The 22,711-nt window shown below is 36.5% G+C and carries 24 protein-coding genes; 12 read left to right on the top strand and 12 right to left on the bottom strand.

Annotated features, from left to right (window positions below; translation table 11 throughout):
• Nucleotides 1-119: 119 nt before the first annotated feature.
• Together WBG45_RS02445 and WBG45_RS02440 are read right to left on the bottom strand one after the other, a co-directional pair.
• Nucleotides 120-812 carry a response regulator transcription factor gene (locus WBG45_RS02445; RefSeq protein ID WP_424412209.1) on the bottom strand — a complete coding sequence of 231 codons (693 nt, stop codon included), beginning with the start codon at nt 810-812 and terminating at the stop codon, nt 120-122.
• 257 nt (nt 813-1,069) lie between these two features.
• Nucleotides 1,070-1,945, bottom strand: a complete 876-nt coding sequence (locus WBG45_RS02440) for an EamA family transporter (protein ID WP_424412208.1) — start codon at nt 1,943-1,945, stop codon at nt 1,070-1,072.
• 101 nt (nt 1,946-2,046) lie between these two features.
• Between WBG45_RS02440 and WBG45_RS02435 the strand changes: the two genes are divergently transcribed.
• Together WBG45_RS02435 and WBG45_RS02430 are read left to right on the top strand one after the other, a co-directional pair.
• Complete coding sequence (locus WBG45_RS02435; protein ID WP_424412207.1) at nt 2,047-2,277, top strand: helix-turn-helix domain-containing protein; 231 nt, start codon at nt 2,047-2,049, stop codon at nt 2,275-2,277.
• A gap of 310 nt (nt 2,278-2,587) precedes the next feature.
• Nucleotides 2,588-4,081: a glycine betaine uptake BCCT transporter gene (locus tag WBG45_RS02430; RefSeq protein ID WP_424412206.1), complete on the top strand. Its 1,494-nt coding sequence runs from the start codon at nt 2,588-2,590 to the stop codon at nt 4,079-4,081.
• Between the two features lie 42 nt (nt 4,082-4,123).
• Here the strand turns inward: WBG45_RS02430 and WBG45_RS02425 are convergent, their stop codons facing one another.
• The 3 genes from WBG45_RS02425 to WBG45_RS02415 all read right to left on the bottom strand — a co-directional run bounded on the left by WBG45_RS02425 (nt 4,124) and on the right by WBG45_RS02415 (nt 6,585).
• Entirely contained in the window at nt 4,124-4,984 is an 861-nt protein-coding gene (locus WBG45_RS02425; RefSeq protein ID WP_424412205.1) for a hypothetical protein, read from the bottom strand.
• Between the two features lie 82 nt (nt 4,985-5,066).
• Entirely contained in the window at nt 5,067-5,708 is a 642-nt protein-coding gene (locus WBG45_RS02420) for a hypothetical protein (protein ID WP_424412204.1), read from the bottom strand.
• Nucleotides 5,709-5,991: 283 nt separating this feature from the next.
• On the bottom strand, nt 5,992-6,585 hold the full coding sequence (locus WBG45_RS02415) for a hypothetical protein (RefSeq protein WP_424412203.1): 594 nt from the start codon (nt 6,583-6,585) through the stop codon (nt 5,992-5,994).
• 318 nt (nt 6,586-6,903) lie between these two features.
• Between WBG45_RS02415 and WBG45_RS02410 the strand changes: the two genes are divergently transcribed.
• The gene (locus tag WBG45_RS02410) at nt 6,904-7,548 is read left to right on the top strand and encodes a glycerol-3-phosphate acyltransferase (RefSeq protein ID WP_424412202.1); all 645 of its coding nucleotides are present in this window, start codon (nt 6,904-6,906) and stop codon (nt 7,546-7,548) included.
• Between the two features lie 24 nt (nt 7,549-7,572).
• Here the strand turns inward: WBG45_RS02410 and rpmG are convergent, their stop codons facing one another.
• A complete protein-coding gene (rpmG, locus tag WBG45_RS02405; RefSeq protein WP_024535734.1) occupies nt 7,573-7,722 on the bottom strand; it encodes a 50S ribosomal protein L33 in 150 nt (49 codons plus the stop codon).
• A 154-nt stretch (nt 7,723-7,876) separates the two neighbouring features.
• Between rpmG and pepT the strand changes: the two genes are divergently transcribed.
• The 7 genes from pepT to WBG45_RS02370 all read left to right on the top strand — a co-directional run bounded on the left by pepT (nt 7,877) and on the right by WBG45_RS02370 (nt 14,159).
• Nucleotides 7,877-9,103 (top strand): peptidase T, encoded by a 1,227-nt coding sequence (gene pepT / locus WBG45_RS02400; protein ID WP_424412201.1) that lies wholly within the window; start codon nt 7,877-7,879, stop codon nt 9,101-9,103.
• 10 nt (nt 9,104-9,113) lie between these two features.
• Nucleotides 9,114-10,079, top strand: coding sequence for a multidrug resistance efflux transporter family protein (locus tag WBG45_RS02395; protein ID WP_424412200.1), 966 nt, complete (start codon nt 9,114-9,116; stop codon nt 10,077-10,079).
• A 264-nt stretch (nt 10,080-10,343) separates the two neighbouring features.
• Nucleotides 10,344-11,168 (top strand): ABC transporter ATP-binding protein, encoded by an 825-nt coding sequence (locus tag WBG45_RS02390; protein WP_424412226.1) that lies wholly within the window; start codon nt 10,344-10,346, stop codon nt 11,166-11,168.
• A 3-nt stretch (nt 11,169-11,171) separates the two neighbouring features.
• Nucleotides 11,172-11,840, top strand: a complete 669-nt coding sequence (locus tag WBG45_RS02385) for an IucA/IucC family C-terminal-domain containing protein (RefSeq protein ID WP_424412199.1) — start codon at nt 11,172-11,174, stop codon at nt 11,838-11,840.
• A gap of 971 nt (nt 11,841-12,811) precedes the next feature.
• Nucleotides 12,812-13,510 (top strand): hypothetical protein, encoded by a 699-nt coding sequence (locus tag WBG45_RS02380; protein WP_424412198.1) that lies wholly within the window; start codon nt 12,812-12,814, stop codon nt 13,508-13,510.
• 93 nt (nt 13,511-13,603) lie between these two features.
• Nucleotides 13,604-13,909: a DUF3243 domain-containing protein gene (locus WBG45_RS02375; RefSeq protein WP_424412197.1), complete on the top strand. Its 306-nt coding sequence runs from the start codon at nt 13,604-13,606 to the stop codon at nt 13,907-13,909.
• 22 nt (nt 13,910-13,931) lie between these two features.
• On the top strand, nt 13,932-14,159 hold the full coding sequence (locus tag WBG45_RS02370; RefSeq protein ID WP_424412196.1) for a hypothetical protein: 228 nt from the start codon (nt 13,932-13,934) through the stop codon (nt 14,157-14,159).
• Nucleotides 14,160-14,204: 45 nt separating this feature from the next.
• On the opposite strand, the gene WBG45_RS02365 is transcribed toward WBG45_RS02370, so the two are convergent.
• Nucleotides 14,205-15,293 carry an AI-2E family transporter gene (locus WBG45_RS02365; protein WP_424412195.1) on the bottom strand — a complete coding sequence of 363 codons (1,089 nt, stop codon included), beginning with the start codon at nt 15,291-15,293 and terminating at the stop codon, nt 14,205-14,207.
• A gap of 98 nt (nt 15,294-15,391) precedes the next feature.
• On the opposite strand from WBG45_RS02365, the gene WBG45_RS02360 reads away from it, so the two are divergent.
• Together WBG45_RS02360 and WBG45_RS02355 are read left to right on the top strand one after the other, a co-directional pair.
• A complete protein-coding gene (locus WBG45_RS02360) occupies nt 15,392-15,835 on the top strand; it encodes an NUDIX hydrolase (protein WP_424412194.1) in 444 nt (147 codons plus the stop codon).
• A 111-nt stretch (nt 15,836-15,946) separates the two neighbouring features.
• The gene (locus WBG45_RS02355) at nt 15,947-16,519 is read left to right on the top strand and encodes a GNAT family N-acetyltransferase (protein WP_424412193.1); all 573 of its coding nucleotides are present in this window, start codon (nt 15,947-15,949) and stop codon (nt 16,517-16,519) included.
• A 64-nt stretch (nt 16,520-16,583) separates the two neighbouring features.
• Here WBG45_RS02355 and WBG45_RS02350 read toward each other — a convergent pair whose 3' ends face one another.
• From WBG45_RS02350 to WBG45_RS02330, 5 genes are all read right to left on the bottom strand, one after another.
• Entirely contained in the window at nt 16,584-17,882 is a 1,299-nt protein-coding gene (locus WBG45_RS02350) for a DUF2254 domain-containing protein (protein WP_424412192.1), read from the bottom strand.
• Nucleotides 17,883-17,944: 62 nt separating this feature from the next.
• Entirely contained in the window at nt 17,945-18,781 is an 837-nt protein-coding gene (locus tag WBG45_RS02345) for a GNAT family N-acetyltransferase (protein WP_424412191.1), read from the bottom strand.
• 77 nt (nt 18,782-18,858) lie between these two features.
• The gene (gene dacB, locus WBG45_RS02340; protein ID WP_424412225.1) at nt 18,859-20,313 is read right to left on the bottom strand and encodes a D-alanyl-D-alanine carboxypeptidase/D-alanyl-D-alanine endopeptidase; all 1,455 of its coding nucleotides are present in this window, start codon (nt 20,311-20,313) and stop codon (nt 18,859-18,861) included.
• A 333-nt stretch (nt 20,314-20,646) separates the two neighbouring features.
• A complete protein-coding gene (locus WBG45_RS02335) occupies nt 20,647-21,552 on the bottom strand; it encodes a DMT family transporter (RefSeq protein ID WP_424412190.1) in 906 nt (301 codons plus the stop codon).
• A 124-nt stretch (nt 21,553-21,676) separates the two neighbouring features.
• Entirely contained in the window at nt 21,677-22,525 is an 849-nt protein-coding gene (locus WBG45_RS02330) for a DUF1206 domain-containing protein (protein WP_424412189.1), read from the bottom strand.
• Nucleotides 22,526-22,711: the final 186 nt, after the last annotated feature.

Below are 22,711 nucleotides of genomic sequence, written 5' to 3'. Positions count from 1 at the left end.
CGATGGTTCGGTTGGAGTGAAAAAACCCTTGTTCAAGCAGTTGTTGAATAAATGAATAACAGTACATGAGACTAAGCATTCCTATAGCGAGTGCGACAATGGATAACCAATGCGAAGCCTTACTTTTCGATTTTATAGCCAATGCCCCACACCACCTTTACATATCTCGGATTTTTAGGGTCCGTTTCGATTTTTTCGCGGATTTTACGGATATGCACTGCGACAATATTTTCCGCGTTATACGCCGCCTCGTTCCAAACTCGTTGATAAATGTCACCAATTGAAAACACTCTGCCTGCATTTGTCATTAACAGCTCCGTAATTTTGTATTCGATCGGCGTTAATCTGACGGATTCCCCATCGAGTGTCACTTCTTTGGCGTCCATGTCTAATGCAAGTCCATCTATTTGTATGATTGATTGTTGTTCCTTAAATGTTCCGAGGTGTATATAGCGACGCAATTGTGATTTCACTCTTGCCATTAGTTCCATGGGATGGAAAGGTTTCGTGACATAATCATCAGCACCCACAGATAATCCATGTATTTTATCGAAGTCTTCTGCTTTAGCACTTAACATGATGATGGGAATGTTGCGCTCTGAGCGGATCTTGAATGTTGCTTGAATGCCATCCATATTTGGCATCATAATATCTAGTAGAATTAAATGAACATCATTTGTCTCCAAAATAGTCAGAGCTTCTATTCCATCAGAAGCTTTTAAAACTTGATAACCTTCGTTTTTCAGATAAATTTCTATCCCATCTCGAATGTCTTGATCGTCATCCGTAACGAGAACCGTAAATTGTGTCATCCGTTGCACCTCATCTCTACTTCTTATAATAACAATTGTATCCATTAATTCTTAACAAACTGTTAGCATAAAAATGAAGAATTTCTTAAGAAATAAAGTCGCTACTTCTTTCGAGTGATTTAATCGGCTTAATTGGTGGTTTATTCCGCTAGATACCCATTTTAATCGGCTTGGGCTACGCTCCAATCCACTCCACCCATATATTTCCACGAAATGTTAAAAAAGTGTCCCTAGTTACAGAGACACTTGTACTATTATTAGATTTGTTTAGCTCGTTTTCTCCCGCTAAAAGTTAGAACGATAATTCCTCCGAGCAAAAGTAAAACGCCAATCCACGAAACTGCACTTAATACCTCACCAACAATAAATACGCTTAATACAGCTGCAGTTAAAGGCTCTCCAAGTGATAATGTTACAGCTGATGAAGAAGGCACCTTTTGAAGTCCTGTTAAATAGAGAATATACGCGACACTCGTTGTCATAAATCCTAAATATAAAATGGTTGCTATATTAGAAGGTTCAGTAACCCAAGAGCTATCAAAAATAAATAAAAATGGCATTAATATAATCGCACTTATGGAGAAAGTCATAGCGACTGCTGGAATTGCTTCAACTTTTGCTAATAAGGCTTTACTAACAATTGTATAAATGGCAAATACAAATCCAGCTATTAATGATAAAGTTACTCCCAGTGGATTAACTGTTAAGGCATCTTTATTTAAAAACAACAGGCTACATCCGATAACTGACATGGTCGTAGCCATTATCCATGCGCGAGATGGTCTTAATTTCAAAAAGAACCATTCGATTAACCCAGAAAAAATGGGTGCACTACCAATCGCAACGACTGTTCCAATCGCAATTCCTGTTACTCTCACCGATGTGAAAAACAAAGGTTGGAATAGTGCCATACAGAGAGCTGCAACAATCGTTTCTTTCCACGGCCATGTGCTAAAATTGATTTTTTTCATGACAATCATAATAATTAATAATGAAAATCCACCGATGGCTAAACGAGATGCCCCAATGGTTAGGGGTTGAGCATTTTGCGGTAAGTAAGTTTGAGCTGTTCCAGTTGTGCCCCATAAGACAGCTGCTAGTAAAACAAGGAAGTAAGGGATCACGGTTTTCATTAAGTCACCTCAAGTAGTTGTTGTCTGTACTTTACCATATTTTATGTATATTGAGATACGCTATCTCGTAAACTATACTGAAGAAAAGGAGTGTGTCGCTTGTGTATTTATCAATAGAAGAAACTGCTGAATTTTTAAGCATGCCTGAACAACAAGTGCGCCGATATGTATTAGATGGACGCATTAAATCGGTCCATGATGGGGAACAATATTTAATTAATCAAGCTCAATTCGAACGCCATTTAGAACAAGTTGAGGATGTCAAACGCCAGATTGATGAATGGCGCAACACTCCGATTCCAGATGACATCGACGTAAAAGACGAAGACTGACAGAAAAGCGGAGAAAAATACTTAGCTCAACGCCTTCTCTAATACTACAACTCTTTGAATCAATTCAGGATGATTCAAGGAGTTGTTTTTTAATTTATTGATGTATAAAAAATCCTTTTAATCCTTTAAATACAAGGTTTAACCTTTGCCTAAAACAGGTATTAATAACTAGTGATGTTTTTAGGTTAATATGACTAAAATTCTCAACATTTACGCACACTTATACAACGTGGTCATTTGACATTGACTCCGAAGTTGCGTAGTGTGAACCATTGTGCCACAAAATAAACAAGAGACTTGAGGGGGAAACATGAAGAATATTACAAATGTATTTTGGTTTGCGTTAATACTTGTTGCGTTAGCCGTGGGGTTTGGAGCATTCGCACCTAAGGGTTTCGAAACAATAACAGGAAACATGCAATCATTTATTACGACTAACTTCGGTTGGTATTACTTAAGCGTTGTATCAATTATGGTGCTCTTCACTATAATTGTTATTGTTAGTCCATTCGGTAAAATTCGCTTAGGAAAAGATACAGATCGACCTGAGTACACAAGAATTTCTTGGTTCTCGATGTTATTTTCTGCCGGTATGGGTATCGGACTTGTATTCTGGGGAGCTGCTGAACCACTTTCTCATTATGCTATCAGTCCTGCAACTGCCGATCCAGAAACTAGAAATGCCTTTAGAGAATCTATGCGTTACACGTTTTTCCATTGGGGATTACATGCATGGGCCATTTATGCGATTGTCGCATTAGCGCTCGCTTATTTCCAGTTCCGTAAAGGAGAACCTGGGTTAATTTCAGCAACATTGAAGCCGATTTTCGGAGACAAAATGAACGGTCCTTGGGGCGTTTTAGTAGATGTTTTCGCTGTTTTTGCAACGGTCGTGGGAGTTGCCACAACACTTGGCTTTGGTGCTATTCAAATTAACGGTGGATTATCTTATATTTTTGGTATTCCAAATGAATACTGGGTAAAAGTTGTTATTATTGCTGTTGTAACAGTATTGTTCTTAATGTCAGCTTGGTCAGGATTAAGTAAAGGAATTAAGTATTTATCTAATTTAAATATGATATTAGCTGTCCTTCTTTTAATCTTAGTTGTTATTCTTGGCCCGACATTATTAATTTTTAACATGTTTACTGACTCTTTAGGTAGCTATTTACAAAATGTCGTTCGCATGAGTTTTAGTGCTTCACCACTTGATGCCGGAAATCGAGAATGGATTAACGGCTGGACAATTTTCTACTGGGCTTGGTGGATTTCTTGGTCACCATTCGTCGGAATCTTTATTGCTCGTGTATCAAAAGGACGTACCATTCGAGAATTTTTAATTGGAGTGCTCTTGATTCCTTCAATCGTAAGTTTCTTCTGGTTCGCTGCATTTGGTTCAACAGCAATAAACATTCAACAAAAAGTAACAGATTTAACTGGGTTAAAAACCGAGGAGACATTATTTGCAGTCTTTAATGAATTGCCTTTGTCAATGGTGTTATCAATTGTTGCGGTCATATTGATCAGCACGTTCTTTATCACATCTGCAGACTCAGCAACATTCGTTCTAGGAATGCAAACAACAAACGGTTCCTTGGATCCTTCAAATATGGTTAAAGTAGTCTGGGGAATAGCACAATCTTCAATAGCAGTAATTTTATTATCTGCAGATGGCTTAACTGCTCTGCAAAACCTGTTGATTGTAGCGGCCTTCCCGTTCTCCTTTATCATGCTACTGATGATGGTATCCTTATATAAATCACTTTCAGATGAAGTGAAGAGAATGAAAATTTCTAAATCATAAAGAAAATCCAAGTATTCTGCTTTTGCAGAGTACTTGGATTTTTTATTTGATATCAAAGAATTCGTTATACGGTTTTGGATTTACTTCAGTCAAATCTAATTCAGTTTGATACCATTTGTATGTATTAGCATCCATAGGAAGAACAGTGAAAAGAATATTCTCTTCCGTTGCTTTTTCCTGCAGTGCTTTTGATTGTGACAACCAGTTCCCATCAATCGATTGTCTATTGTATACAAATTCTTTCCCGTCCAGCGGGACAATAATTAATCGCCACATAAATTCTGTTTCATCAGATGGATTACTAAGGGCGCCATAGCGGACAAACGGTTCAATCCTGAACTCTTTAATTGATCCAAAAGGTAAGCCTTTTTCTTCATCGTTCCATTCTTTACTGACATACCCTCGCTCTTTGTGAATGCCGCTGTAAGAATCAAATGTGACGTATTGATAACCGAAAAAGAATAGAGTTAATAAGACAATCCCCCCTGTGAGCAGATGACCTCCCGCTTTCCATCCATTGGCCACTCTGTATCCAAGTAGCATAATTAGTACAAAAAACACCGCAAAAACAATTGCTACATTACTTCCGGTACCTGCTTTAAAAAAGTAGAATTCCCTTTTAGCATCATAAATCTTCTCTAGCACATCGCTTTGATTTTGGATATATAACAAAAAACCTGGTGTCAAAACCACTCCAACAAAGAAAGCTCCTGTAAGTTGCCAAAAACTTTTCTTGAAATCTTTATTAGACAACCTCAACTTATTACCCACAAGGTATGGACCATAAGAAAAAACAACGATCATAAATATGGCAAGCCAAAAATCCGAAAAAAGCTGACTTGTAAAGTAAATACCAATAAATATCGAAAATAATAAGAAACCGTAGCCAATTACTTTAATCATCAGTTCACCTCACACCACACTTATCTTTTTATTAAAGTTTAAGTCTTTCCACATCTTCTTTTGAAGCGGTAAATGCAGGAGCTTATGAATACTTATTCCGTACTAACTTTCCCTTTTGTACTTTTCGTTCAACTCGACCTTTCGGTAATTTCCCTTGCATTCCAATGCTTAAAACTGCGGCAAGTGTTCCAAACCAAATACCCACGATATACATAACAAATGAAAAATAAGCCATGGTTGGGTTCTGCCCATAAGTTTCTGTCATAATTCTTGTCACCCTGAAATTTCCTCCACCTGATATCGCAAAAAGAACAATGAAGGTTAAATAATAAACAATCGACCATTTTGATTTAGATTCACCTGCCGTTGGTAAGACAATCTTGTAGAACGTCTCGACTTTGACAAAAAAGATTATATGGAACACGAGCCAAATCACAATCAAGAGCAATTGAATGCCAATTTCGCCATCAAATATTTTAATCAAAGGCATAACAAAGAAAAAGGCTAAAGCAGTAAACGTTGCATATCCTGCAAATTTAGGGAACCACTCTATTTTCCCGTTAAATGTTGACATTCCTTTAACAATGAAGAGTATCAATGCATACCCCAGGTAAATGATGGCGGTTAAAACCATATATTCAGATTTATATATGGGTATTCCCAATGAAATCAGTGCAGATATCAATGGCAACAGTAAAAAAACAAAAATAGATGGCTTTGGCAAACTTCTGTCCCCCAATCAGTGTAAATAACCACTACTATTTAACCTACCTAATTCTAAACTCAATTGCTCTTTAAGGTGTAATCACCATCTCAGGAGATTCCATTATTATCAAGAGTGGAGTCAACGTAATCAATAAGGCGGTTATTGGCAATTGAAACATGTCCTTTTTCATATTTATCCCTAACACTTTTCCTCTCAACTAAAAAGGTGGGCACTATTTCTTCTATTTTAAGTGAAAAATTGAAATCACTTAATTTTACCTATATACCTTTTCAGAAAATATCTAGGTTTTCGCTAATTTATCAACTTCGGACTTCGTCAACAAAAACATTGGCGCTAATACAATGAAGAGTAATCCTCCTAAGTAAAACAAAATGGATACTCCTGTATTCTCAGGCGCCTCATTTGTATGCATCATTCCACTTAATACCGCTCCTACAAAAATTAAAACCGTTACATATGCAGATAAGATCATGACTAGCTTCTTGTGCTTCTTATTTACAAAACTTAGAGTCGTTCTTTTATTCAAAACATGTGCCATAATTATAATTACGGTAGTTGCCAGTGCAATTAACCAGAAGTAATAAGAGTCATTTAAGAGCTTAAACAAAGGAACTATTGTGTAAAACACGATGCTCATTACTAAAATATACACTTGTAAAGAATAGTATCGAACTGTATCAAATTTAAATTTATGCCAAGTAAAATATAGAATTCCCAAAACGAATATTAGTACTAAAGTGTTGATAATTAACCATTTCACTACTGTTTCTTCAGGCATAAAACTTGATGGCAGCATAATACATAGAAGCAAAAATGCAGTCATCTTGATACGTGTATCCGCAACTGAACTTTCTTTTGAAATGGTAGACTGCATAATTCCCCACCTAATCTATTTATGTATTTTATAACCTCACTCAACATTTACCATTACTTTCCTCAAGTGTCAAAGTTAAACGAATTCTCTTCTTTTCTACCAAATTCCCTAGTACATTGGCTTTAAACCTATTAGTTCTCGCTTTATTTTATTAATTTTACATCAAGATACAAGACAAGTTATCGTCAGTTTCATCTATTGCTATAAAACAATTCATAACAATCTGCATATCTTTTAAATGTTAGGTTTTTATCATTCCCACTAATTCAGTCTACAACTAAACGTCTAATCATTGAGAAGAAAAGAGAGGTTGAGAATATGAATCTTGCGTCATCCATACTCATGATTGTCCTAACTGGATATATTATTGGCAGTCTACACGGATCCTTTTTAGCACAATGGCTATCGGGTGTGAAGGTAAAAGAACAAGGGGTTAAGAATTCTGGGGCTTCTAATGCAACAATCGTATTAGGGTGGAAATTTGGGATGTTAGTCGCTCTATTTGATATCGGAAAAGGGTTTATAGCGGTACTGTTATTACGCTTTATTTTACATTCGAACAGTTTCTTTGAGGACTCGCCTACTCTTCTCTTATTAATGGGGACAGCTGTGGTTCTCGGTCACAATTTTCCTTTGTGGATGAAATTTGATGGCGGGAAAGGAACTGCATCTCTTATAGGAATAATGTTTGCTATCGATTGGAGAATGGGCTTTATCGGTTTGTCACTGCTTATCTTAATAACTCTTATAACAGACTATTTACCAATAGGTGTTCTTTTTTTATACTTTACATTTTTGCTGTATGTATTTTGGTTTACAGGAGGATTTTGGCCGACATTCATTTCATTAGCGCTTTTCACTTTAGCTATTTGGAAGCATAGAGAAAATATTTTCCGCATCAGAAATGGAACCGAACCTAAAGTTTCTGCTGTCTTGAAAAAGAAAAAAGCGATTTCCTCATGATATTCAAAGAGGAAATCGCTTATCTTATTTTGTTTCGCGGTGCAAAGTCATTTTCTTTAATCGTTTTGAGTACTTTTGCATCTCAATACGTTCTGGATTATTGCGCTTATTTTTAGTAGTTATATAGTTTTTATCACCTGTTTCAGTACATGCTAACGTGATATTTACTCTCATAATTATATCCTCCAATTCAATAAATAGTAATGGTTACGCTTTATAATATACCACACTATTTCTTTTATCGTCAATTTCACATTATCTTTATTCCTAGATGATTCTGAAAATGATAAACTAATAATAGATTTAGGAAATTAAGGAGTGAAATGTCATGCAAGAAATATTAATCGAACGCCTAGTACGTTATGCAAAAATCGATACACAATCTGACGCAAACAGTTCAACTTGCCCTTCAACACCAGGTCAATGGGATTTACTCCATGAACTTGAAAAAGAATTAGCTTCGATCGGAATGGAAGACATTTCACTTGATGATAATGGCTATTTATTTGCCACACTACCTTCAAATACCGATCATGAAATTCCAACAATCGGTTTCTTGGCACACGTTGATACAGCAACTGATTACACTGGAAAAAATGTAAATCCTCAACGCATAGATTGCTATGAAGGTGGCGACATTACTTTAAATGAAACAACAATTATGTCTCCTACCGATTTCCCAGAGCTAAACAATTATATTGGTCACACTTTAATAACAACAGACGGTACCACTTTACTAGGTGCAGACAACAAAGCTGGTATAGCTGAAATAATGACCGCTATGGAGTTTTTGATTAAAAACCCAGACATCAAACATGGTAAACTTCGAATCGCCTTCACTCCTGATGAAGAAATTGGTCGTGGACCTCATAAATTTGATGTTGAAAAATTCGATGCGAAATATGCTTACACGATGGACGGTGGTCCTTTAGGGGAACTACAATTTGAAAGTTTTAACGCGGCTGGTGCAAAAGTTATCACACGTGGCACTAGCGTACATCCTGGTTCTGCAAAAAACAAAATGGTCAACGCCTTAACAATTGCCATGAAGTTCCAGTCTCATATGCCAGCACATGAAGTACCTGAAAAGACTGAAGGCTATGAAGGATTTATCCACTTAATGAATGTCAGCGGTCATGTAGAAGAAGCACAGCTGTCCTACATTATTCGCGACTTTGACCGAGAAAAATTCGAAGCTAAAAAAGAATTATTTGAAAAAGCAGCTGCAGAAGTAAAAGCAGAATATGGTTCTAATGCGATTACCGTTGAAGTAAATGATCAATATTACAATATGGGTGAAAAAATTGAAGTCGTGAAAGAAATTGTGGATATTGCACATGAAGCTATGACAAATCTATCAATCGATCCTTTAGTTCTTCCAATTCGAGGAGGCACAGATGGATCTCAATTGTCTTATATGGGCTTACCTACTCCAAACATTTTTACAGGTGGAGAAAATTATCACGGAAAATATGAATATATTTCGGTTGATAACATGGAAAAGGCTACACTAGTAATGATTGAAATGATTCAACTGTTCGAAAGACAAGTATAGGAGTGAAATCTTGAAAGAAATAGGACTTGGAGTCTTGGCATCTTTATTTTTTGCGGTGACATTTATTTTAAACCGTTCAATGGAGCTTTCCGGAGGCAGTTGGATGTGGAGTGCTTCATTACGCTATTTCTTCATGGTCCCATTTCTGATGTTACTAGTCGTTCTTCGTGGTAGAATGGCAATGCTCTTAGCAGAAATGAAATCTCGTCCTTTTTCCTGGTTCGGTTGGAGCTTTGTAGCGTTTGTTTTATTCTATGCGCCTATTACATATGCAGCTGCTTACGGTCCTGGTTGGCTAATTTCAGGTACTTGGCAAGTGACCATTATAGCTGGTGTATTTTTAGCTCCACTTTTTTTTATAACGCTTCAAACATCGAATGGGATTCGTAAAGTCCGACAACAAATCCCCTTTATATCACTTTTAATTTCCAGTGTCATCTTGATTGGCATCATACTGATACAAATCCCTCATGCAAATGACGTGTCCACAGGTACTCTATTGCTCGGAACATTACCCGTTCTGGTTGCAGCATTCGCCTACCCTCTCGGAAATCGTAAAATGATGGATCTAACTGGTGGCCGCCTCGATCCGATTAGTCGTGTTCTTGGGATGACAATCGCAACATTACCTGTATGGATTTTGCTCGCAGTTTACGCAACCTTTTCAGTCGGTCTTCCTTCCAGTAGCCAGGTTTTTCAAAGTTTAATCGTCGGTCTCAGTTCAGGTGTGATTGCTACTACGTTATTTTTCATGGCTACAGATCGTGTTCGAGAGAATCAAGGAAAACTTGCTGCTGTTGAGGCAACACAAGCAACACAAATCATATTTGTAATCGTTGGAGAAATGATGTTATTAGGTGTGCCATTACCTGAACCTATCGCATTTATCGGTTTGATTATTATCATTATTGGTCTGTTTTTACACAGTTTTTACACTAAAATCTTGAAACAAAAACAAGCAAGGTCCGTCTCCTAGACAGATCATGCTTGTTTTTTTATTTACTCATTATTTCTTCTTTTAGTAAGTATAGTAAATGTAGGTCCCAATCATCGCGATTTGGAGTCCTCATAGGAAATCATGTGGCAAAATGACAATTCGCTCTATTAAGTTTGTAGTACCTTCACAATTTTGTAAAAACTTTATCAATAAAACGATGAAAATCGTTCTCACTAGATGACTGTTATGTGTTATGATAACGCTAGTGAGAATACCTATCAGTTAGATGGAGGCCACAAAATTATGTTTACTGCTGTACAAACTGAATCCTTATCGATTGGATATACAGATCAATTATTATTTGAGAACTTAAATTTACATATACCTCGTGGAGAAATTTCTGTCTTTGTTGGTAGCAATGGGTGTGGGAAGTCAACACTTCTGCGTTCGATTGCACGCCTTCTAAAACCAACAAGCGGTTCTGTTTTATTAGAAGGAAAAGATGTACACAATATGTCTTCTAAAGATGTTGCGAAAAAGATGGGTATTTTACCACAATCCCCTGTTTCACCCGAAGGCTTAACGGTTCATGATTTGGTGAAACAAGGTCGTTACCCACACCAATCATGGTTAAAGCGTTGGACAGAAGAAGATACAGAAAAAGTAGAAGCTGCAATGGAAGCAACCTGCATTAGTGATTTACGTGACCGTGCAGTTGATACATTATCTGGTGGTCAACGTCAACGTGCTTGGATTGCTATGACACTTGCACAAGATACTGATGTCATATTACTTGATGAACCAACAACTTACTTAGACATGACACACCAAATAGAAATCTTGGATTTGTTGTTTGAATTAAACGAGAAAAAAAATCGCACCATTGTGATGGTATTACACGATTTAAATCTAGCTTCTCGTTATGCCCATAATATCATCGCTATTAAAGATGGAAAAGTTCATGAACAAGGAAAACCTGAAGATATTATTACCTGTGATTTAGTCCGTTCTGTTTTTGGAATGGAGTGTCAAGTTTCCAAAGATCCAATGTTCGGTACACCACATTGTATTCCTTTTGGACGCGGACGTTGCGTGGTACCTGAATTACGTTCAGCAACGGGAGCATAAGTTATGAAGCATTCAATGGAACGTCTCTCAGTATTTGTCGATGATGCTCGTAAACCGATGATGATGCTTGGTGATGTGCAAATTGAAGAAGGACTTACTAAGTTTCTACAAACCGTTCGAGAATTGACAGATGCACCTACGGATGCCGTAGCTACATCTGTTTTTTTTCGTCGTCTTGGATTCTTTTTAGCTGCTCAATTTCATGCCATTGCAGTTCATCAGCAAGTGTTTGCTGGTTCTTTAAAACAAGTAGGAGTTATTCACGATGAATATACATTTAAATTTACTGTATCAAGCGAAGATTTTATTAAAGTTCAAGATTCACAACAAGCTTTGAGATTTGTATTAGATACTTATGGCCACCCACTTGTCGAGATTTTCAGCAAACACGCAAAAATTTCGAAATTGATTTTATGGGAAAATATTTGGGGATATGTCATTTGGGTATACAACCAGTTACTTCACGAAGGTGTGCAGTCAGCTTCCAAGGATTTAGATTTTTTGTTGCTCGACAGCACTTGGACACCTCATTTGAGACGTTCTCCTTTCAAACAATTTCTACAAAATCAATCAGCACTTGATGCAATGAAAGATTATAAACGCCTTACCTGTTGTTTATTGAAAGAAATGCCTAATACGAAAAAATGTCCCTACTGCCCAAAAGCAAGATAATCGAGTTAATTTGGAATCACGTGATCTCTCAGGTATCCGGTGAGCTTTGGAAAGCAGTATGCTGCACCTTTATCTAATGAATAAGTAATAAGAGGATGTGACTTTGCCACATCCCCTTATTTATTTAGACAGTTAATCTTGCGGCTTGGATGCTTTCGTCGCTCCCCTACAACCTTCGGACAATGTATTTTTATATTTCGGTTACTAATGACTGAAGTTTTGTGCTATTCATGTTTTTCAGACGTAAATGCCTATATTTCAGACGTGGAGGTGTTTTTTTCAGACGTCAACGCAAATTTTTCAGACGTCAACCTCGAAAAGTCAGACTGAGATTTATCGGAAGAATGAAAAACGGGTTTTTCAACATCAACCAATGTCTATTTTGCTTTAAAGTAAGTGTCACTACTAACTTTAAAGAATGATTTGAAATAAAATAAGCAGAAAGAGGCCGAAATTGCATCTTCGGCCGAATATCTATGTAAAGAGAGTGTCAATTTTCTCATAAACCAAAAGAAATTAACTGAGCGCGTCTAGGTTTTCAGGGAGCGAAGGACGAATCTCCGCCGCAGAATGATCTAAAATAATAGAGTGGGGCTTGTGGCAAAGTCACAAGCCCCACTCTTTAATCTCTAGATTATAGTGCAGCAGAGGAAACGTCCGAAGCGCACTGAAAACCTTCTTGCTTCATAGAAATCAATCATACTTCATATAAAATGTTTCACCAATCTTAGAAAAAGAGTTGCAGAAATAAAAAAGATCCATGCAATAGCGCATGGATCCGATAATCTTGACTTCCACAACTTAACGATGAGGGGGGTTAAGTTTGTAGTGAATCAGCGTCGATTTGGAGAAAAGTCGCTGACATGGATTCTCCCCTGATTTTCAGAAAGAATTTCTCTTATACGATAATGATAATCATTATCACTTAACAAGTCAATACTTTATTCATAGAAATTTTGTATACTTAATTTATGACTAATTTAACGAACGATCAAATCCGACAATTAAATATGTACAGTACGTATGTCACACCACCAGAACATCCCTTATTTACCCTGAAACAATTGCAGGAAGTTGACTTTTTATCAGTTGTTCAAGCGGTTACTGGAATAACAAGCAAAACGGTTGCTGCCTCCTATCTTATGCGCCGCTATGGAATGTTTGTCTCGACACAGTTTGTCATGTTAGCCACTTACGATGAAATATGGTTAGGTGAACTTGAAGACTTACAGTTTGCTGCAAATGTCGAATACGGAAATAAAGGAATCAGTATGTATATCAATCAAAATCACTATGTCGATATAGAAAATAAGCTCCGCCAAGAAATAATCCGAAAAATAGTAAAGGATCAAATCCATTCTTTACTTATAGAAATTCGCAATCATTCATCTGTCTCTCCTTTAACCTTGTGGGAAAATGTATTTGGTTTTTTGTTGTGGCATTATTCTGTGATGCTCGCTCAACCTTCTACGGCAAAACAAGCCAGAATAGATTTGGAAATCTTGAAATCTAACGAAGTTTGGGAAGGCATCGCTCCACAATCTCTCTTCAACACGTATTTAAAAGGTTTAGAACCCGCACAATTGCTGAATACTAAAGTTCGTACGACATGTTGTTTTTCAAAAGATGTCCCCGGTTTGTTAAAATGTGGATTTTGCCCACTTCATTAGGATAAAATACCCATTTTGCACATTGGAAGGTTTTAGTTGAGAGTAATTAGGATAAACCTAACCTAAGAAGATGAAAAGGAGCGTGTCTACGACATGGAAAACATTCAAGGTAAAGTTCAAGAAGAATTAAACAACGTTAGTCCTGAAAAGAAAGAAGAAATTTTAGCGAATTTTTCAACCTTTAAATCTTATTTGGGTGAAAAAGTAGCATTAGGTGAAAAATTAGGTCTTGGTGAAGAGCAATTAGCTAAAACAGCAGAAAAAGTAGCAGGTTACCTAGCTAATAATGAAGAACCAAGAAACAGTGAAGAAAACTTGTTACAAGAGCTATGGAAATCTGGCGACAAAGATCAACAACATGCTTTATCTCACATGTTAGTAAATATGGTGAGAAAATAAGTATGTGAAAGGACGGATTGATATGACGAACAAACCTTTTAATGAAAAAGAGCACAAAAATCAAAAAGGTCGTAAATTAGACAATCCCGATTTAGTTGACACAGAAAAAGAAAGTCTTTTCGATATGCATGAAGATATGCAAACGGTTGATGCGGTTCCCGTTGAGGAATTAAATCAAAAAGTGAAAGACGAGAAAAATAAAAATCATTCCAAAGATACTTCAGCAACTGAAGAAAAATATCCAGAATAAATGAAACCCGGTTCACTCTATTGTGAGTGAACCGGGTTTTTATTTTTATTCTTCTTCTACCGTTGAGGTTGCCGCTTCTTTAATTTCTGAGCGTCTTGCATACGCATTTTTCAATATTGTTTTAATAACTGCGTAAGTAGGTATTGCTAATATGATTCCCCATAACCCTGCAATATTTCCTGCAGCTAAAATAATAGTTATAACTGTTAATGGATGGATATGGAGTGCTCTACCCATTACGTTAGGTGATATTAAATTACTTTCAATTTGTTGTGCAACAAGCATGATAATGGCAACATAAATGGCCATTTGAGGCTCTTGAATAAATCCAATAATTAACGCGGGAATGACGGCAATGAAAGGACCTAAAAATGGAATTACATTCGTAAGCAATCCAAAAAATGCTAAAAGAAATGCGTATTTTAATCCAATCGTTAAATAGCCGATCAGCAATAAAATCCCAACTGCAACACTAACCACGAGCTGACCTTGAATATATGACTTTAAAGTTCCATCAATGTCTACCAGAGTTTTGCGAATCCACGTTTTACGTTCTCCACTAAAGAAGTTAGCAACAAAAGGTGCGAATTTTTCATGATCTTTTAGGATATAGAACAGGAAAAACGGAACTAATATTAAAGCAAATAACCCTTGAGCAATACTTTGAACAAATACGACCACCCAATTACTGAAGCCCTTTGCAATATCCGTTACTTTACTTGATTGGTCATTTATTGATTGTTCAATTGAGTCAGGAAGTCGATCTTTTTGATTAATTACTTCTTCAATCATGTCTTCAACATCTTGTGTAATAGCAGGTGCTTCTTCAACTAAATCGTTTACTTGATTCGTTATTGCAGGACCAACTAGGGATGAGAATACCCAGAAAACGAGAGCCAATCCTACAAAAATAGCTGATAGACTAGTCCATCTTTTCCATCCTCTAGAATCTAAAAAATTCAAAATCGGTCTAGTTAAATAAAATAATACTCCACCAAGTAAAAGTGGTAAGAAGATTGTCTGACCGATAATAAAGAGAGGTGAAAAAATCCCTTTTACTTCTATAAACATTCGAATAATTAATAACCCAAGTAATATTCCTACTCCTACTTGAAACCAAAGCTTTTTCGTCAATGAATTCACGTCCTTGAATGTGTTTGTGACTCTTATTATAAGTTATTTTAGGTAATAACGGGTATACATAGTTTAAATGATTAAAGGAGGACGTTATTATGGAATATTATCAAGAAATTCGACAATACGTTGGTCACCGTCCCCTAATCTTACCGGGAGCAGTTGTCATTATTCAAAATGAATTTAATGAAATACTATTGCAAGAACGTAAACCTGGATTATTCGGTTTACCCGGTGGATTAATGGACATTGGTGAAAGTTTAGAAGAAACTGCAAGCCGAGAAGTTTTAGAAGAGACCGGATTATTCATTTCAGATTTAGAACTATGTCAGATTTTTTCTGGTTCTGATTATTATTTTAAAATTGATAATGGAGATGAATTTTACTCCGTTACAGTAGTTTATCGAACAAAGACCTACTCAGGAACGCTTCAAGCAAAAGCACAAGAAACTTTAAGTTTAGGTTTCTTTCCAATTGACAACCTTCCAGAACAACTTTTAGCTTCAAATAAAAAGTTTTTAGAAAAATGTTTAGACATTTGAAAAAGTGGGTAAATATAATACCGAGGATTTTTTCTCGCCTACTTTTTTCCTCTTACAATACTACACAAACAAAAACTCCGCGTAAAATACATTTTTAAGGAGACTGTTTATATGAATTGGTACGAAAAACTTAATCAATATTTCCCAGTTGAAGAAATGAAATCAAAAGAGCATATGGAAACGTTGCTAGCTGAAAAAGGTAATGTTTATATTAAAGATGAAGGTCCGAAACACGTGCTTATGTACGTCGAGTTTGAAAATTTTGTATTTGTTGATTACTTATTTGTATCTAAAGAAGCTCGCGGTGAAGGATTAGGTCGTAAGCTGTTAAATCAATTAAAAGAAAAAAACAAACCTATTTTACTCGAAGTCGAACCAGTAAATTATGAAGACACCGACACTGAAAAACGACTTAAATTCTACGCTCGTGAAGACTTTAAACATGCATCCCGCATTGGTTACATTCGTCGTTCTCTAGCGACAGGCGAAAATACAGTGTTAGAAATTTTGTATTGGTCTCCAGGTAATCAAGATGAATTAGAAATTTATAAAGCCATGAAATGGACGTATGAAAACATTCATACTTTTAAAGACGAACATTTCTACGGTGAATCTTATGATCCTTCTAATGAAGTACTTGAGTTTAACACTGAGAAAAAACGCAATATGTTAAAAGAATATTAATCATAACCCAAGCGAAAACATCAAAATTTGATGCTTTCGCTATTTTTTTAATGATTTTTTTTATTTAGATGCCATTTACAGACTCTTCTCCAACCAAATCCGCTAATTTATCTATCTTTTTTTGATAGAACAAACGATCCAATGATTGAAAGTCTATATTCTCCATCCCCTCAATTAGATACAATTGAATTGTCCAAATATCTTTTTTGCTCTCTAGTGGTGCTTGGACGGCTGCCATAATTAGAGAATCTGTAATAGCCCCCATAATCGAAATGTCACTTTTCCCATAATGGCGTAGCTGGTGAAAAGTCTGATACAGTAATTCATCAAATGAGTGTAAACTCATTTTAACACGTGACTGTTTATCTTCATCCATGAAGATGAAGTCTTTCTTTGGAAGCTGGCTATATGAACCTAGTAATCTTCCTAATTGATAGATGTTATGAATTGCTGTATTTGGATCATTTATTCCTGGTGATATCGCGCGAAGTGACACCTCAACCATTTTTTGAATAGCAAAAACCGGATCTTGTCTCGTGTCACGTTCACTCCCCACAACAAAAAGCTTGTCAACTTCTTCAAACGTGATTTGATTATTTGTGTAAAGCGTAACAACCGGGGTGCTTGTTTGAACAAAATCTCCAATACAGCAATTCATTTCAATTTTCCCCTTGTGCTTTTGTGCTAATGCAATGAGTTGATCAATATCAATTAATTGCAAATAGCCATCATTCTCCGCAGCAATCGGATTAGCTATTCCTCTGACCTGCCAATTATCAGTCGTTTCTGTTGTCATATCTTTACGCTTTAACAACTCCTCATAACAACCAACAGCCTCAATACCTTCAATTGTTAACTTTTCGATTAAAGTGTTTACTTGAATATTTCGGGCAATATGATGGATAAAAATTGCAAAGAATATTAAACAAACCATTGCATACAACACACCAACTAGTGACGAAATGACAGACTCTCCTGCAATCGATTCTTGCATGAATAACAACGATAATGTGGTGTAAATAAAGCCACCCATAAAGACACCTAAAACTCGCCACACCATAGGATCTCGCACAAAATTTTTCAAAGTACGTGGTGAGAATTGCGATGAGTAAGTCGTTAACACGACCATAATTGTGGAAAATGTAAATGTTGTCATAGTTAGTAAAGCTGCTGACAATCCACCTAAAATCGTTTGCGCAAGATCAACTGTCGTCAATAGCACATGTGGTACATACATTAAAATCGTTTGATGATATATATGATCAATGGTTGAGAAAGTAATTGCCAATATTACTGAAAACAAACTATACAACGTCGGTATAAACCAAATGCTTTCTTTAATTTTCAACCAATAACGATCCATTTAATCCGCTCCTCTTATCTTGTACACTAACTTTACCATACCCTCGAAATAAAAAAACCGACTCACTGAGAGTCGGTTTCCATTTGGTATACATAGTAATCTTGTGCATGGACTGCTTTGAATCCAACAGATTCGTACAACTTTAACGCGTGTGCATTTTTTGTTTCGACTTCTAAATGAACGGAGTGACCTAATTCGTTTTGGCCTTTAACAACTTCACGAAGTACTTTGCGTCCTATCCCTTTTCCCTGGTATTCAGGTAAAATGCAAAAACCATAAATCCAAGCCTCTCCCTCTTCTCGTTTCACTCTAACTTTTCCAATCGTCTTATCTTCCACTACAATCATTAACATATCAGTGTCTTCATCGCTGTCAATTCGACTTTCCATCGCTCTGGCATCTTCTTCGGGCACTCCGAACGCTTCGACGTCGAGCTTAACTCGCATATCTGTATCGTTTTTTGTCGCATGTCTCAAAGTAAAGCCAGCTGAATCTTCAAGTGATTGAGGTTGCCAATGCATTTGATGTTCAGTAAATTTGTAAATCGCTCCTACGGTATTAAGAAATGCTTTCGCTGCATTCGAACTCGCTGGGGCATTAAGTAATACTTTCTTAAAACCGTGATGTTTCATTGTTACTTTCGCTCTCTTAAACAATTCATTATAGTGACCTTTACGACGTTCACTTGGCTTCACCATTCCGCATACTTCTGCAGTTGAACCAAATGCATACACACCCAAAAATGCGATTAATTCTTCATTCTCATACGTCAGAAAATCAAATTGATTTGTCTCTCGGCTTCTTAACATTTCCCAGTTTAATTTAAGTTGTAAGCTATCATGTTTTTCACATTCTTTTTGAAGTGTCTCAATATCTTTTAATTGTTTCCTTGTTAACATGTTAATCTCCTTGTATTCGTAATATTCTATCTAAAAATAGCTTCCCACATTTTAGTATGGGAAGCTAGTCGTTATTTTCATTTTGTATAGTTGGCAATCGCCGTGGCAATTTGATCTTCAATTGGCGTAACCGCTGCTAAGTCATTGTTAATGAGCACTGAGAAAACGAGAAGCTCTCCATCTTTGGTTGTGGCATAACCAGATAAAGCAGAGACTGCTGTTAATGTTCCGGTTTTGGCTTTAACGTTTCCGACAGTTGGCTCAGTTTTCATTCGATTACGTAAAGTTCCACCGACAAATCGTTCGCCCACTCCTGCTACTGGAAGGGATGTTAAAAATGTTTGATACCAAGGTTCTTTTTGAACAGAAACGAGAAGATTAGTTACTTCATTCGAAGGAATCAAATTGATATGCGACATCCCTGAGGCATCTCGAATCATGATTCGCTCCATGTTTAATCCTAATTTTGAAGAATTCTCTTTAATTACTTGAAGCCCTTTCTCCCAACTTCCTTCACCATAAATCACTTTACCCATCTCTTTTGCCAATACTTCTGCATGGGCATTGTTACTTAGCTTCATAAATGGAATCGATAATTCTTTAAGAGTCATCGATTCTTTTGATGTTAGCAGTTGAGCTTCACTTGGAGTTTTTGCGAGTGTGACTTGTGGTTTCCCTCCAAATTTTATGCCTTGTTCCTGTAAAGATTTTCTGAAAAGATCAAGAGCATAATATGAAGGCTCCCAAACTGCAGTCCATTCACGTGTGACTGTGCCACCAACTGGAACGGTACCTTCAATAACAACATTATTTGTACCATGTTCCCTCTCAATCGTGATGTTTTTCGTTCCTGAGGCAACTGTTTCAGAGCGGTTGATAATTTTCACCACCTCAGTCTTAGGTAATACCTTTATTGTAGCTGGTTCTCCTACGCTTGCATTCGCATGTGCTTCAACAATAACGGACCCTGCATCGAAGTCTGCATTTGGTGAAGCCGTTAATGCAGATACTTGAGCTGCATAGTAGTAAGATTCGTCAGACCAGTTTTTATCTGACGATAAACGGACATCGTCATACCAAGTATCGTCTCCAATTAAGTTTCCATTAATTTTCTTAATGCCTTTTGAAGCAAGATTTTTAGCCAAAGTATCGAAATCTTGTTTCAGCAATGTTGGATCTCCCTTTCCTTTCAAATAAACGTCTCCCTGTAACACTCCACCTTTTAGTTGGCCATCAGTTAGCACTTCCGTAGTGAAACGATAATCTTCCCCCAATGTTTCTAGAGCAGCTGCCGCAGTCAGTAGTTTCATGTTGGAGGCTGGATGTAATCTAGTTTCACCAAAATGATCATAAACGATTTCACCAGTAGTTGCTTTTCGAATACTTACTCCGGTCGTAGCGCCATCGAGTCGTTCATCTTGAAGGATTTTATTGATGCTGTTTCCTAATTGAGCATATTCATCGGTCGCAATTACCTTTGGTTGATTATCCTCAATTAGAAATGGTAAAAATGCTAGAACTGCAATTAACATAAAAACAATATATCTTTTGAATTTCACTATGTTTTCCCTCCAAATGGATAGTATGGAAATGAGCATATCATAAATTAATTTGAATATTATGTATTTTGTGTAAAATTATTAAAAAGCATTCTTTCCTCATAGAGACTCTCTTTAATGTCTATTCCTATATATGTGGGTTTTATTTAAAACATGCTATAAATATAATTTTTCCGTTTCTTTTGTACTATTCCTCCATAGACTTGAGTTCATTCAAGATTCTTTAAGGAAATGGTTTGACTACGCGAATTAAGTTCTCTCATCATAGAAAAAGCCACAACAGAGTTTGTTGTGGCTTTAATCATTTTAACCGTTATTACCTTTTGCGAAAAAATTGAAGGATAGTTTGGGACGAGTTGTCAAATACACGCCACATAAAATGACTAATAATCCAATAATCATATGTAAAGAAACAGGTTCTTTTAATAAAAAATATCCCCAGAAAATAGCTGAAATCGGAATTAAATAAGTTACGGAAGTGGCGAATTCTGGGCTTCTCTCTCTCATTAAGTAGAAAAATAATAAGTGGGCAATACCTGAACCAAAGAATCCAAGCCCAATTATTGCGAATAGAATTTCGCCATTCAGATTTTGTGCGAGCGAATGTAATTGGTTGGGATTTGTTAAAAGCATCGTGACTCCTCCGACAAATGCTCCAACTATTAATGTGCAAGTAGTAACAAAAATAATTCCGGCTTCTCTTAAATGTTTACGAACGTAATGTGAAGAAAACCCATAACACATAGTAGCGATGATCATTGTGCCAATTCCTACAAAACTTTCTCCAAACAATAAAGAAATATCAAAGTCCATGATGATCAAGATGCCGATAAAGCCAGTAGCTATTCCTATCCATTGTTGTTTTAGTAATATGGAACCAAAAAACACTAACCCCATTAACCCTGTGAATATGGGTGTAAATGCATTTAAGACAGCAGCTAAACTACTATCAATCTGAGTTTGACTAAGAGCAATTAATCCCCATGGCAACCCAGCATTTATCACGCCAACTATCAATAAGGGTTTCCATGGAATAGGCTTGATAATGTCTTTTTTTCTATACCATAATAATGGTAATAATAATAATGCCCCTGCTAAACAGCGGATAAATACAGTTCCCCATACCCCTGCCGGCTCGCTTAGAATTGAAATAAATACAAAAGATAACCCCCAAATGAGGCTAAGTGCAATAAGTGCTGCGTACACGCGCATAATTATTCTTCCTTCACTGAACCTTCGTCCGTTAATATTATTCTATTTTCTAATACTATCACATTCTATTTCTCCTACAATAAACATAAAAGAACCATTCACATTTTGTGAATGGCTCTCTTCTTTATTTTCCTTCTTCACCAAAATGCATATGTTGATAACGTCCTCGAATGATTTGATAGATACCGTATAGTATTAAACCAACCGCTGCCATTGCGAGTAGGAACTGACCAAATGGTTGACTTGCCATTTCATCTAAAGCTCCTCCGAGACCTTTGGAATGATCAGCGTCATGGGTATAGGCAGTTTTAATGAAAAAGAATCCAACCATAGTTAGTACTACACCACGTGCAATTAATCCCACTTTACCGGAAATTCGAGCCAATTTACGTTCTTTGGCATTCATTTCATAAGTCTTGAATTTCTCCATAAACTTTTCTTTGACTCCACTAAATAGTTCATGCAATCCATATCCGATAATAATGGCCCCCACTAAACCAACAATCCACACCCCAAAAGGTTGTTCCATTAATTTCGCAGAAATCGTTTGTTCCGAGTCACCTCCACCAGCGTTTCCTGTGTGACTTGCCAATTTGATGGCCCCAAAAGCTAAATTCGCATAAATGATTCCGCTAATAAAATATCCTGTCCGTTTTATTAGACCTTTTGCATCCGTACCTTCATTTTCTGGATCTTTAATGGCTTTGATGAAATCCCATACAATATAACCGATTAAACCAATTCCGATTATCCAAAGTAATACTTCTCCAAAAGGCATTTCTGCGATCGATTGTAACGCACCTGAAGTCCCCGTCGTTTCTCCTTCAGGTCCAAAAGCAGCAAGTGCTGCCAGAATTCCGATCATTCCATAAACAACGCCTTTTGCCATGTATCCGAAACGCCCAAATCTACGTATCCACGGTTTTGCTTCCCTCATTTTATCCTTTGCTTGAGCTTTTGATGCTGCTTCCATTTTCGGCACTCCCTCTACTTGTCATCTTATACGTTAAGTTCCCCTTCTAGTAAAAGTAGAAACCTATTTGAAGAAATAGTTGAATAAAATAATAAATTTCTTTTTGGATTTAATTGAAATATATTCCAATCTACTTCTTAATAGATTATAATTCTCTCGAATCCATTTGAAGGAGATTGAAAACAA

This window comes from Paenisporosarcina sp. (assembly GCF_049671445.1).
In the GTDB taxonomy this organism is placed as follows: domain Bacteria; phylum Bacillota; class Bacilli; order Bacillales_A; family Planococcaceae; genus Paenisporosarcina.
This window is presented reverse-complemented; position numbering and strand designations above follow the sequence as displayed.

Bases quoted from the DNA above. Each gene is read 5' to 3' on its own strand.
- WBG45_RS02445 (WP_424412209.1), bottom strand. From the start codon at position 812: ATGACACAATTTACGGTTCTCGTTACGGATGACGATCAAGACATTCGA.
- WBG45_RS02440 (WP_424412208.1), bottom strand. From the start codon at position 1,945: ATGAAAACCGTGATCCCTTACTTCCTTGTTTTACTAGCAGCTGTCTTA.
- WBG45_RS02430 (WP_424412206.1), top strand. From the start codon at position 2,588: ATGAAGAATATTACAAATGTATTTTGGTTTGCGTTAATACTTGTTGCG.
- WBG45_RS02425 (WP_424412205.1), bottom strand. From the start codon at position 4,984: ATGATTAAAGTAATTGGCTACGGTTTCTTATTATTTTCGATATTTATT.
- WBG45_RS02415 (WP_424412203.1), bottom strand. From the start codon at position 6,585: ATGCAGTCTACCATTTCAAAAGAAAGTTCAGTTGCGGATACACGTATC.
- WBG45_RS02410 (WP_424412202.1), top strand. From the start codon at position 6,904: ATGAATCTTGCGTCATCCATACTCATGATTGTCCTAACTGGATATATT.
- rpmG (WP_024535734.1), bottom strand. From the start codon at position 7,722: ATGAGAGTAAATATCACGTTAGCATGTACTGAAACAGGTGATAAAAAC.
- pepT (WP_424412201.1), top strand. From the start codon at position 7,877: ATGCAAGAAATATTAATCGAACGCCTAGTACGTTATGCAAAAATCGAT.
- WBG45_RS02390 (WP_424412226.1), top strand. From the start codon at position 10,344: ATGTTTACTGCTGTACAAACTGAATCCTTATCGATTGGATATACAGAT.
- WBG45_RS02385 (WP_424412199.1), top strand. From the start codon at position 11,172: ATGAAGCATTCAATGGAACGTCTCTCAGTATTTGTCGATGATGCTCGT.
- WBG45_RS02380 (WP_424412198.1), top strand. From the start codon at position 12,812: ATGACTAATTTAACGAACGATCAAATCCGACAATTAAATATGTACAGT.
- WBG45_RS02375 (WP_424412197.1), top strand. From the start codon at position 13,604: ATGGAAAACATTCAAGGTAAAGTTCAAGAAGAATTAAACAACGTTAGT.
- WBG45_RS02370 (WP_424412196.1), top strand. From the start codon at position 13,932: ATGACGAACAAACCTTTTAATGAAAAAGAGCACAAAAATCAAAAAGGT.
- WBG45_RS02360 (WP_424412194.1), top strand. From the start codon at position 15,392: ATGGAATATTATCAAGAAATTCGACAATACGTTGGTCACCGTCCCCTA.
- WBG45_RS02355 (WP_424412193.1), top strand. From the start codon at position 15,947: ATGAATTGGTACGAAAAACTTAATCAATATTTCCCAGTTGAAGAAATG.
- WBG45_RS02350 (WP_424412192.1), bottom strand. From the start codon at position 17,882: ATGGATCGTTATTGGTTGAAAATTAAAGAAAGCATTTGGTTTATACCG.
- WBG45_RS02345 (WP_424412191.1), bottom strand. From the start codon at position 18,781: ATGTTAACAAGGAAACAATTAAAAGATATTGAGACACTTCAAAAAGAA.
- dacB (WP_424412225.1), bottom strand. From the start codon at position 20,313: ATGTTAATTGCAGTTCTAGCATTTTTACCATTTCTAATTGAGGATAAT.
- WBG45_RS02335 (WP_424412190.1), bottom strand. From the start codon at position 21,552: ATGCGCGTGTACGCAGCACTTATTGCACTTAGCCTCATTTGGGGGTTA.
- WBG45_RS02330 (WP_424412189.1), bottom strand. From the start codon at position 22,525: ATGGAAGCAGCATCAAAAGCTCAAGCAAAGGATAAAATGAGGGAAGCA.